This window comes from Nonomuraea sp. B19D2, from assembly GCF_040137845.1.
In the GTDB taxonomy this organism is placed as follows: domain Bacteria; phylum Actinomycetota; class Actinomycetes; order Streptosporangiales; family Streptosporangiaceae; genus Nonomuraea.
Genome location: NZ_JBEFAK010000082.1, coordinates 19,447 through 27,253 on the forward strand (window position 1 = coordinate 19,447; position 7,807 = coordinate 27,253).

Consider the following 7,807-nt stretch of genomic DNA (forward strand, 5'->3'; position numbering starts at 1 on the left):
ACGCGATGCGAACCTTCGTCTCGGTGACGGGGCTGCGTAAGTCCTACGGCGCCCACCGCGTCCTGGACGGCATCGACCTCACCATCCCGCAGGGCACCGTCTTCTCGCTGCTCGGCCCGAACGGCGCGGGCAAGACCACCGCAGTGCAGATCCTGTCCACCCTGATCAAGGCCGACGCAGGCGAGATCTGGGTGGCCGGGCACGACCTGGCCAAGGAACCCGACAAGGTGCGTGCCGCGATCGGCGTCACCGGCCAGTTCTCCGCGGTCGACAGCTTCCTCACCGGTGAGGAGAACCTGCGACTCATGGCCGACCTGCTCCACCTCGGCCGCGCCGAGGGCCGCAGGCGCGTCCGCGAACTGCTGGAGCGCTTCGACCTCACCGACGCCGCGCGCAAGCCCGCGGCCACCTACTCGGGCGGCATGCGCCGCCGGCTCGACCTCGCCATGACCATGGTCGGCACGCCCAAGCTCATCTTCCTCGACGAACCGACCACGGGCCTGGACCCGCGCAGCCGCCGCACCATGTGGCAGATCGTCCGGGACCTCGTCCAGCAGGACGGCGTGACCATCTTCCTGACCACCCAATACCTGGAGGAGGCCGACGAACTCGCCGACCGCATCGCGCTGCTCAGCCAGGGCCGGCTGGTGGCCGAGGGCACCCCTGAGGAGCTCAAGCGAATGGTCCCCGGCGGCCACATCGTCGTGCGCTTCGCCGACCCCGACGGGTACCGCAGGGCGGCCGGCCACGTCGGCGCCACCTCCAGCAACGACGCGGCGCTCACCGTCCAGATCCCCGACTCCGGCGGAGTCAGGACGCTGAGGAAGCTCCTGGAGTGGCTGGACACGCATGCCATCGACGTCGCCGAGCTGTCGGTGCACACCCCCGACCTGGACGACGTCTTCCTCACCCTGACCCAGGAGCCCTCGACCAAGGAGCCCTCGACCAAGGAGCCCTCCCGATGAGAGCGATCACCGACTCGGCGACGATGCTGCGGCGCCAGGTCAAACACATCTGGCGCTACCCCACGCTGATCCTCACGTTCGCGGCCGTGCCCGTGGTGTTCCTGCTGCTGTTCGTCTACGTCTTCGGCGGCACCATGGGCGCGGGCATCGGCGCCGACCGCGCCGCCTACGTCGGTTACCTCACCCCCGGTATCATGATCACGACGATCGTCGGGGCCGCGCAGGGGACCGCGATCTCGGTGGCGACCGACATGACCGAGGGCATCATCGCCAGGTTCAAGACCATGGCCATCGCCCGCGTCTCGGTGCTCACCGGGCACGTACTCGGGGCGATGGTGCAGACGTTCCTCGCGATCGCCATGGTGGCCGTGGTGGCGTTGCTGATCGGGTTCCGCCCGCCCGCCTCGGTGCTGGACTGGCTCGGCGTGGTCGGTGTGCTGGCCATGTTCACCTTCGCGATCACCTGGCTGTCGGTCGCGCTCGCCATGGTCACCAAGAACGTGGCCACGGCCAGCAACCTGCCGATGCCGCTGATGCTGCTGCCGTTCCTCGGCAGCGGCTTCGTCCCGACCGAGTCGATGCCGGCCGGTTTGCGCTGGTTCGCCGAGCACCAGCCGGCCACCCCTGTCATCGAGACGCTGCGCGCGCTGCTGGCCGGGCGTCCGGCCGGGTCCAGCTTCCTGGAGGCGGCTGTGTGGAGCGCGGGCATCGCCCTGGTCAGTTATCTGTGGGCACGCAAACTCTACAACCGGTGAGGCTCACTGGATTCGGTTTACGGAGGCGTGCTGGTGGAGTGGGCGCTGACGCTGAAGCGCACCTGACATTCGCGGCGATCATGCTGCCGGATAGCCGAAGTTGTCCCGTAATCCTTCAGGCAAGCCTTTCAGCCCTGCGTTGTGATGGGGGTTCGGGGAAGGTGCCGCCGGTCAGTTCCGCGCTGCCACCGATGACGGGGGGCTGCTTCAGCCCGGTGCCTGCTGTATTCGGCGGAAGGCGCCGGGGGTGGTGTGGGTGTGGCGGGCGAAAAACTTGCCGAAGTTGGCGGGGTCGGCGAAGCCGAGGCGGCGGCCGATGTCGGCGACGGGGACCTCGGTGTAGGCGAGCAGGCGTTTGGCCTCCAGGACGACGCGGGCGTCGATGAGGTGTTTGGCAGGGTGGCCGGCGGCGGCGACGCACGCGCGCGTGAGGTGTTTGACGGTGTAGCCCAGGCGGGCGGCGTAGTGCTCGGCGGAGCGGGTGATGGCGTAGGAGCGTTCGAGCTCGGCCTGGAACCGGCCGAAGAGTTCGGCGGTGGCGGAGTCGATGCGGCGGTCGTCCTCGGTTGGCAGCCGATCGATCCGCAGGAGCAGGACGGCCAGCAGATGGCGGAGCAGGGCGACGGGCATCGCGTGGGCGGACGCGGCGCGTTCAGCGGCGATCTGGTCGATCGTGGTGGAGATAGCGGTGAGGTCGGGTCCGGCCGGGGTCCAGCGGGGAGGGGCGAGCCAGCCGGTGAGCCGCGGCCCTGCGCTGCCGAGATCGGGTGGGAAGTCGGCGGTGAACAGGACCACCTTGCCGTCGAGGCTGCCGGGGTGGTGGAAGCGGTGGGCCTGTCCCGGCCGTACCCACAGCAGGGTGCCAGGCCGGCAGGGGTGGGAAGCGAAGTCGATCTCGTGTCGGCCTTCGCCCGTCGTGATCAGGATGAGGATGTGGAAGTCGGCGCGGTGAGGTGAGGTCAGGGCGTGGGCGGGGATCCGGCCCTTGATGTCGGCCATGGTGACGACCTCGATCCCGACTGGGCGGCCGTCAGCTGGCCGGTACCCGATCTGAGGAACACCAACTTGTCGCCGATTGACCATCATCGATCCTTTATTCACCAGGCTGATCGCTGTTCTCAGTATCGCAAGCGCGGCATGGTGACCGTGAATGACCATGCCGGAGGCAATGAGGACCAAGATCCGACAAAGTCGGACGAACGGATGGGAGTACACCATGAACTCCAAGGACACTGTTCTGCAGGCCGCCGCTGAGCTGTTCGGGAAGAAGGACCCCTCCGCGGTGGATCGCTGGGTCGCGCCCGGCTACCGCCAGCACAGCTCGCTGGCCGCCGACGGGCCCGAGGCGCTGCGCGCCCTGGTCGCCTCGCTCGGCGACCACTTCCGCTACGTGGGCGCACGGGTGATCGCCGACGGCGACCTGGTCGCCCTGCACGGCATCTACCACGGGTTCGGCCCGGACCCGCTGGTCGCCTTCGACCTGTTCCGCGTCGAGAACGGCAAGCTCGCCGAGCACTGGGACGCCCTGACCCCGCTGGCGCGGGCGACCGTCAGCGGACGCACCCAGACCGACGGCCCGACCGCGCCCACCGACCTGGCTGAGACCGCGGCCAACCGTAGCCTCGTCTCCGAGTTCGCCGAGAAGGTCCTCAAGGGCGCCGATTACTCGGCGCTGACCGACTACATCTCCACCCAGACCTATCACCAGCACAACCCGGAGGCCGCCGACGGCCTGGATGGCTTCGGCGCGGCCGCCGCCAACTGGGCCGAGCAGGGTAAGAACCTTGTGTACAAGAAGATCCACAAGGTCGTCGCCGAGGGCGACTTCGTGCTGCTCCAGTCCGAGGGCGAGTTCGGCGTCCCCGTCGCCTACTGGGACCTGTTCCGCGTCGCCGACGGCAAGATCGTCGAACACTGGGACATCGTTGTCCCGATTCCCGACAGCCTCCCGCACGGCAATGGACTGTTCTGATGAGCACGCCCACCTACGCCGGACGCACCTTCGTCTTCCGCGTCGACAACGGGGCGGTGTTCCGCAACACCTACACCTCCGACGGCACCGCCCTGCACTACGAGACGCTGGAAGGCCCCGGCAAGGGCTCCCAGGAAACCGTCGTCCTCCACCCAGCCGAAGCCTCGCCCGGCATCTTCATCCTCGGCTGGGTGGAACAGTCCGGCATGACGGTCACACACGTCATGAACCTCAACACCCACACCGTCCACGCGTTCTGGACCTACGACACCGGCTTCAACACACCCGGCGTCATCCGCCGGCCCGGCGAACACATCACCCGCCAGTTTCCCGACGCACGACTCATACGGGTCAACACCGCCCACCCCGAAATCCCCGCTGACCTCGCCGACCGGTCACTTTCCATCCCCGCCCCGCCGACCACCTGATCAACGCACTCACCGCGCCACACCCGGCGCCCGACCCGCAAGGAGCACCATGAGCGACCCGGAGACGAACAAGGCCACCGCCCAGGCGTTCTACGACCTGATGTTCAACCACAACCGACCCGCCGAGGCCATCGACCTGTACGCGGGCGACACCTACATCCAGCACAACCCCCATGTCGCCGACGGCAAGAAGGCGTTCATCGAGTACTTCGACCGCATGGCCGCCGAATACCCCGGCAAGCATGTCGAGTTCAAACGCGCGTTCGCCGAAGGCGACCACGTCATCCTGCACTGCCACCAGACCTGGCCGGACGAGGAGTACGCGGGAATAGACATCTTCCGCTTCGACTCCAACGGCAAGATCGTCGAACACTGGGACGTCCTTCAGACCATTCCAACCACCTCCAAGAACGACAACACCATGTTCTGAGCCGACTTGAGGCGGACGCTGCCCTCCTTCACTGCTGGGACCTGCCCTGCTTTCGGCGTCTACGCCGGTTGAGTTCTTGAGTGACAGCGAGGCGGCCGCATACGGGCGGAGATGGAGCGGTTCGTCTTCCTGGATGATGCGCACCGAGCACTGATCGCCGAGCGACGTGGGGCACACGCTCGTCCCGGCTTTGCCCTCCAACTGACCGCAGCCCGAAGGGCTGCTCGCGTGTGGTGAACCCAGCAAAGGGCGCCAGCTTGGGACGGCGGTTAGGTGCGGTCGTGCCGTTGACGGAAGTGGTTAAGGCACCAGGTCGCGTTTCTCACTCCTTCCTCGACTGCTTGGCGGTAGGCGGCCTCGGCGCCCTCCAGGTCGCCCAGCCGTTCCAGCAGTTTGGCCAGCGTGAGCGGTGCATGCTCATCGCCCCGATCCACCGCGCGTACGTAGGCTGCCTGTGCGCTGGCCAGGTCTCCCTGCTTTCCAGTTCGACCGCGACCTGCCAGGCGCCGTGGGCGTCGCCGCGCTGGTCGGCCCGCCGGTACGCGGCGATCGCACCACGCTCGTCACCAGCCGCCTCCAACGCCATCCCCACCTGGTAGGCGGGGATGGGGCGATACAAACCACGCCACTGCGCGGCGCCATTCGAACGGGACCCCGGGGCCGCGAAGCGGGGCGGGTTGACGGCGGGCGACCGTCGCGTTGTCAGGGCCGAGGGCCGGGTCGCACAGCTAGCCGCTCAACTGTGTGGAGCGGCGTCAAGGTGATCACGCGCAGTCGCCGCAGGCTGTGGCGTATGACGCTTCCTCAAGCCTGGCGTGTCAAAGGAGCCAGTTGTCCGGCTGCTGTAGCGGCACCGCGGTCGGCAAGGGGGTGGCTGCGTCGGGAGCCAGGGCGTCGAGGATGAGTGAGAGATAGCGCCGCCAGCCGTCGCTGTGGGGGTCCATGGTCCACAGCAGTCCCAGGAGCATGACCACGATGCGGGGCAGGTCGTCGGGCACGAGATCGGCGCGGATGAGACCGGCCTGCTGGGCCCGGCGGGCCAGCAGGGTCAGCGACTCGAAGGAGCGGGTGCCGGCTTCGGCGGTCATGGCACCGGCGTTCCTGGCGGCGGCCAGAGTGTTGTGTTCGCGGGCCGCCATGGACAGCGTCGCCTCGAGCACGGTGACCAGGCCGCGCCTGGGATCGTCATCGCTCAGTGCCTGCTCGATGGCGGGGGCGATCTCTTCGGCGAAGGCCTGGTCGAGGGCTGCGCGGACCAGGACCGTCTTGTCGGGGAAATGGCGGTAGAGCGTCGCATTGCCGACACCGGCGTGGCGGGCGATTTCGTCGAGTTGCGCCTCGGGGCCGCGTTCGGCGTAGATCTCTCGCGCGGCTCGCACGATCCTGTCGAAGTTGCGTGCCGCGTCGGCGCGCAACGGTTTGGGGGCTTCGGTGGTCACCACCTCAGGATAGCAACCGAGATACAACTCTCAATTCGTATGCTATCGTGACGGCGTCATGTGAGAGTTGACTCCCGATTTTGGGATGTCGTATCGGCGTGCCGGACCGGCCTGGTGCGGGCGCCGCATGCGGGTTTCCGGGCCATTGCCGATGTGCCCGGAGGGGGGAGGACCAGATGAAAGTCACCGTCGAGGCCGCCAAATGTGTGGCTGCCGGGCAGTGTGTGCTGATTGCGCCCGAGGTGTTCGACCAGCGTGAGGAGGACGGCATCGTGGTGCTGCTGGAGGAGACGCCCGCGCCGGAGGTGCATGGCGCGGTCCGTGAGTCGGCCGCGGTCTGCCCCGCGGCCGCCATCCATCTGGTGGAGTCGTGAACCGGATCGTGATCGTCGGGGGGTCGGCGGGCGGGCTGGCCACTGCGGAGGCGCTGCGCCGGGCCGGGTACGGGGGTGTGATCACGCTCCTCGGCGAGGAGCCGCATCTCCCCTACGATCGTCCGCCGCTGTCGAAACAGGTCTTGACGGGGGAGTGGGAGCCGGAGCGGCTCGTCCTGCGCGGCAAGGTGGAGATGGACGCGCTGGGCCTGGACCTGCGTCTGGGCGTGCCCGCCATCGGGCTGGACCTGAGCGGCAGGAGTGTGGTGCTGGCCGATGGCGCCGACGTGCCCTACGACGCTCTGGTCATCGCGACCGGCGTGCGTCCCCGTTACCTGCCGGGCAGCGAGGTCGTGCCGGGCGTGCACACGCTGCGCACCCTGGACGACGCCATATCGCTGAAGGCGCGGCTGCTTCGGGGACGGCGGCTGGTGATCGTCGGTGCCGGGTTCGTGGGTGCCGAAGTGGCCGCCGTCGCCGGCGGGCTGGGTGTGAAGGTGACGTTGCTGGAGGCAGGTCCGCTTCCGCTGGCGCAGGCCATCGGCGAGCAGGCCGGCCACGTGCTGGCCGAGATCCACCGCGGCCACGGCGTCGAGCTGCGCACGCACGCCGCCGTCGCCGAGATCGTCAGCGCAGGTGGGGCGGTGACGGGGGTGCGGCTGGCCGATGACACGGTCCTGCCGGCCGACGACGTGCTGGTGGCCATCGGCTCGGTGCCGAATACCGCATGGCTGGACGGCAGCGGGCTGACCCTGGGCGACGGGCTGGTGTGTGACGAGTTCAGCGCCGCCGCCGCGAGCGTGTACGGGGTCGGGGATGTGGCCCGCTGGCACAACCCGCTGTTCGGCACGGCGATGCGCATCGAGCACCGCACCAACGCCGCCGAGCAGGGCCTGACCGTCGCCCACAATGTGCTCCACCCGCAGGCACGGCGGCCGTTCGCCCCGGTGCCGTACTTCTGGTCCGACCAGTACGGCATGAAAGTCCAGGCCTACGGTCACCTGCGCGACCACGACGAAGCACTCGTCCTGGACGGCGACGTCTCGCAACGGCGTCTCCTGATCGCCTATCGCACCGGCGACCGGCTGGCCGGAGTGCTCGCCGCCGGCATGTCGCCCAAGATCCTGCGCGCCTGGCGCGCCCTCATCGCGGCCCGGACCCCATGGGCTGGCGCCATCGCCGGCACGACAGCCGCGTAACTCGCATCGTGGCGTCGTCGACGACGCCTGCACACGACACCTTCAGGAGTTCGCAATGAGCATTACGACCGACACCCACGACGACGCAGGCCTTCCTGTCTTCCCTGGAAGACGCTCTCAGCGCTGCCCCTTGGACCCGCCCGCCGAATACGCCGGCTGGCGCCAGGCCGATGGCCTGCAGCAGGTCCGGTTGTGGAATGGCCACACCGCCTGGGTGGTGACCCGGTACGAGGACGTCCGCGCGG

General features: G+C 68.6%; 11 protein-coding genes and 1 pseudogene. 9 read left to right on the forward strand and 3 right to left on the reverse strand.

Annotated elements, in window-relative coordinates; genetic code table 11:
* Positions 1-5: 5 nt before the first annotated feature.
* Both ABN273_RS56615 and ABN273_RS56620 read left to right on the forward strand, forming a co-directional pair.
* Positions 6-965: an ATP-binding cassette domain-containing protein gene (locus ABN273_RS56615; RefSeq protein WP_349458070.1), complete on the forward strand. Its 960-nt coding sequence runs from the start codon at positions 6-8 to the stop codon at positions 963-965.
* Entirely contained in the window at positions 962-1,720 is a 759-nt protein-coding gene (locus tag ABN273_RS56620; protein ID WP_349458071.1) for an ABC transporter permease, read from the forward strand. The genes ABN273_RS56615 and ABN273_RS56620 overlap by 4 nt, the downstream gene beginning before the upstream one ends.
* 207 nt (positions 1,721-1,927) lie before the next feature.
* Here the strand turns inward: ABN273_RS56620 and ABN273_RS56625 are convergent, their stop codons facing one another.
* Positions 1,928-2,719, reverse strand: coding sequence for an AraC family transcriptional regulator (locus ABN273_RS56625; protein WP_349458072.1), 792 nt, complete (start codon positions 2,717-2,719; stop codon positions 1,928-1,930).
* A 217-nt stretch (positions 2,720-2,936) separates the two neighbouring features.
* On the opposite strand from ABN273_RS56625, the gene ABN273_RS56630 reads away from it, so the two are divergent.
* From ABN273_RS56630 to ABN273_RS60130, 4 genes are all read left to right on the forward strand, one after another.
* Entirely contained in the window at positions 2,937-3,692 is a 756-nt protein-coding gene (locus ABN273_RS56630; protein ID WP_349458073.1) for a nuclear transport factor 2 family protein, read from the forward strand.
* Positions 3,692-4,120, forward strand: a complete 429-nt coding sequence (locus ABN273_RS56635; protein WP_349458074.1) for a MoaF-related domain-containing protein — start codon at positions 3,692-3,694, stop codon at positions 4,118-4,120. Before ABN273_RS56630 ends, ABN273_RS56635 begins: the two co-directional genes overlap by 1 nt.
* Before the next feature lie 49 nt (positions 4,121-4,169).
* On the forward strand, positions 4,170-4,550 hold the full coding sequence (locus tag ABN273_RS56640; protein WP_349458075.1) for a nuclear transport factor 2 family protein: 381 nt from the start codon (positions 4,170-4,172) through the stop codon (positions 4,548-4,550).
* Positions 4,551-4,661: 111 nt separating this feature from the next.
* Positions 4,662-4,787: a hypothetical protein gene (locus tag ABN273_RS60130; RefSeq protein WP_502911343.1), complete on the forward strand. Its 126-nt coding sequence runs from the start codon at positions 4,662-4,664 to the stop codon at positions 4,785-4,787.
* 85 nt (positions 4,788-4,872) lie between these two features.
* Here the strand turns inward: ABN273_RS60130 and ABN273_RS56645 are convergent, their stop codons facing one another.
* Together ABN273_RS56645 and ABN273_RS56650 are read right to left on the reverse strand one after the other, a co-directional pair.
* Positions 4,873-5,169, reverse strand: a complete 297-nt coding sequence (locus tag ABN273_RS56645; protein WP_349458076.1) for a hypothetical protein — start codon at positions 5,167-5,169, stop codon at positions 4,873-4,875.
* 199 nt (positions 5,170-5,368) lie between these two features.
* On the reverse strand, positions 5,369-5,989 hold the full coding sequence (locus ABN273_RS56650; protein ID WP_349458077.1) for a TetR/AcrR family transcriptional regulator: 621 nt from the start codon (positions 5,987-5,989) through the stop codon (positions 5,369-5,371).
* 176 nt (positions 5,990-6,165) lie between these two features.
* On the opposite strand from ABN273_RS56650, the gene ABN273_RS56655 reads away from it, so the two are divergent.
* The 3 genes and pseudogenes from ABN273_RS56655 to ABN273_RS56665 all read left to right on the forward strand — a co-directional run.
* Positions 6,166-6,363, forward strand: a complete 198-nt coding sequence (locus ABN273_RS56655) for a ferredoxin (protein WP_349458078.1) — start codon at positions 6,166-6,168, stop codon at positions 6,361-6,363.
* A complete protein-coding gene (locus ABN273_RS56660) occupies positions 6,360-7,562 on the forward strand; it encodes an NAD(P)/FAD-dependent oxidoreductase (RefSeq protein WP_349458079.1) in 1,203 nt (400 codons plus the stop codon). The genes ABN273_RS56655 and ABN273_RS56660 overlap by 4 nt, the downstream gene beginning before the upstream one ends.
* 55 nt (positions 7,563-7,617) lie before the next feature.
* A pseudogene (locus ABN273_RS56665) lies at positions 7,618-7,807 on the forward strand (cytochrome P450); the annotation flags it as partial.

What these genes read in the sequence shown, in the direction of transcription:
- ABN273_RS56615 (WP_349458070.1), top strand. Translation starts at nt 6, where the DNA reads ATGCGAACCTTCGTCTCGGTGACGGGGCTGCGTAAGTCCTACGGCGCC.
- ABN273_RS56640 (WP_349458075.1), top strand. Translation starts at nt 4,170, where the DNA reads ATGAGCGACCCGGAGACGAACAAGGCCACCGCCCAGGCGTTCTACGAC.
- ABN273_RS56635 (WP_349458074.1), top strand. Translation starts at nt 3,692, where the DNA reads ATGAGCACGCCCACCTACGCCGGACGCACCTTCGTCTTCCGCGTCGAC.
- ABN273_RS56655 (WP_349458078.1), top strand. Translation starts at nt 6,166, where the DNA reads ATGAAAGTCACCGTCGAGGCCGCCAAATGTGTGGCTGCCGGGCAGTGT.
- ABN273_RS60130 (WP_502911343.1), top strand. Translation starts at nt 4,662, where the DNA reads ATGGAGCGGTTCGTCTTCCTGGATGATGCGCACCGAGCACTGATCGCC.
- ABN273_RS56625 (WP_349458072.1), bottom strand. Translation starts at nt 2,719, where the DNA reads ATGGCCGACATCAAGGGCCGGATCCCCGCCCACGCCCTGACCTCACCT.
- ABN273_RS56630 (WP_349458073.1), top strand. Translation starts at nt 2,937, where the DNA reads ATGAACTCCAAGGACACTGTTCTGCAGGCCGCCGCTGAGCTGTTCGGG.
- ABN273_RS56620 (WP_349458071.1), top strand. Translation starts at nt 962, where the DNA reads ATGAGAGCGATCACCGACTCGGCGACGATGCTGCGGCGCCAGGTCAAA.